We start from the raw sequence: 2,105 nt of genomic DNA on the forward strand, positions 1-2,105 counted from the left end.
AGCCAGATCCCGCAGCCCGAACAACGCCGTCAGGAACACAATCGGCGTCGTCGCCGCCCGCTCGAACGACCAGTCGTCCGGGAAACCGGCGACGCGGCGGTGGTCGGCGACCATGACAGGGCCGAAGGCCCGCTCCACCATGGCCATCACGCGGTCGCCGACGGCCAGTTCCGTCACACCGGGGCCGACCTCCGTGACCACGCCGGCTACTTCACCGCCCATCACGGCACCGCCCGGGTACATGCCCAGGGCGATGAGGACGTCGCGGAAGTTGACGCCCGCCGCGCGCACAGCGATCCGCAGCTCGCCCTCAGCGAGTGGCACCGTCGCGTCGTCGCTCACCTCGATGTCGAGGCCGTCGAGGGTGTCGCTGCCCATGGGTCCGACGAACCAGCCGGTCTCGCCCGTCGGCGGCACCAGCGTGCCGTCGGTGCCGACGCGGGCCAAGCGCGGTACGTACGCCACGCCCTCCCTCAGGGCGACGTGCGGCTCGTCCGCGGTGAGGGCCGCGGGCAGGGCCTGCGCCGACGACGTCTCGGCGTCGAGGTCGGCCAGCAGGATGCGGCCGGGGTTCTCGGACTGGGCGGCACGGATCAGGCCCCACACGGCGGCACCGGCGAGGTCCGTGACATCGGCGTCGGGGCCGACCGGGACCGCGCCGCCGGTGACGACGACGAGCCGTGCGTCGGCGAACCGGTCGTCGGCGAGCCAGGTCTGCAGCACGTCCAGGACGTGGTTCACCGTGGCACGGGTGCCGTCCGCCGTTACGCCTTCCGCGCCCCCCGTCGTGGTTCCGGAGCACGGGAGCAGCACGAAGTCCGGTGCATGCTCGACCAGTTCGGGGAGTGTCGCGAGTCCGGTGAGGGAGTCGGCCGTGTGTACCGGGACGCCGATGTCGGTGGTCCACGGTCCGATCGCCGCCCATCGCGAGGGGGTCGTTTCAGCAGAGGGCAGGGCCGTCCATTCCGTACGGAAGAGGGAGTCCCGGTAGGCGGTACGGCGGACCGGCTGCTGGGCGGATGCCGCGCGGAGCACGAGGGAGTCGACGGAGGCAACGGGCGCGCCGGTCTCGTCGGCGACCTCCACCGCCACCGCGTTCGCGCCGGCCGACGTCAGACGCACGCGCACCGCGGCCGCCCCGGTCGCGTACAGCGACACACCGCTCCACTCGAAGGGCAGGCTCGCGCCGCCGGAGGCCTCGACGAAGTCGCCGAGCCCGATGGCGTGCAGGGATGTGTCGAGCAGCGCCGGGTGCAGCCCGAACGCCGCCGCCCGGTCCTGTTCCTGCTCGGGCAGCGCCACCTCGGCGAACACCTCGTCCCCGCGCCGCCAGGCCGCACGCAGCCCCTGGAACACCGGACCGTACGCCAGACCTGCCTCGGCAAGACCCGCGTACAGACCGTCGATCTCGACCTGCTCGGCGCCCTGCGGCGGCCAGGCCGCCAGATCGACGTCCGCCGCGCGACGCGTGCCGGCGACGAGCCAGCCGGTGGCATGCCGGGTCCACGGCTCGTCCGACGCCACGTCATCCGCCCGCGAATGCACCGACAGTGGACGCCGTCCCGCGGCATCCGGCGCACCCACAGCGAGCTGAACGTGCACACCCCCGTGCTCGGGCAGCACGAGCGGCGCTTCCAGTGTCAGCTCCTCGACCGTGTCGCAGCCCACCCGGTCACCGGCCTGCACGCCCAGCTCCACAAACGCCGTACCCGGCAGGAAAACCGCACCCGACACCACGTGATCGGCGAGCCAAGGATGGGTCTGCACCGACAGCCGACCCGTCAGCACCACGCCATCGGCACCCGCCAACGACACCACCGCACCCAGCAACGGATGATCCGCGGCACCCAACCCCATCGACGTCACGTCGCCCGCGAACCCCACCGCCGCCTCCGGCCAGAACCGCTCGCGCTGGAAGGCGTAGGTGGGGAGGTCGACCGCCGTGGCACCGGGGAGGACCGCGTTCCAGTCCAGCCCGACGCCGGCTATGTGGAGTCGGCCGAGGGCGGTGACCAGGGCTTCCGGTTCGGGTCGGTCCTTGCGCAGGGCCGTGATCAACTGCGCGTCCCCGGTGAGGGATTCCTGCGCCATCCCGGACAGGACAC

General features: G+C 72.7%; 1 protein-coding gene. It reads right to left on the reverse strand.

Annotation, left to right across the window (positions count from 1 at the left end):
* A partial coding sequence (locus FGD71_RS35140) for a polyketide synthase dehydratase domain-containing protein (RefSeq protein WP_162931315.1) occupies positions 1–2,091 on the reverse strand: 2,091 nt, incomplete at its 3' end.
* Between the last annotated feature and the right edge of the window lie 14 nt (positions 2,092–2,105).

It is taken from the genome of Streptomyces sporangiiformans, from assembly GCF_005768555.2.
Lineage (GTDB): Bacteria > Actinomycetota > Actinomycetes > Streptomycetales > Streptomycetaceae > Streptomyces > Streptomyces sporangiiformans.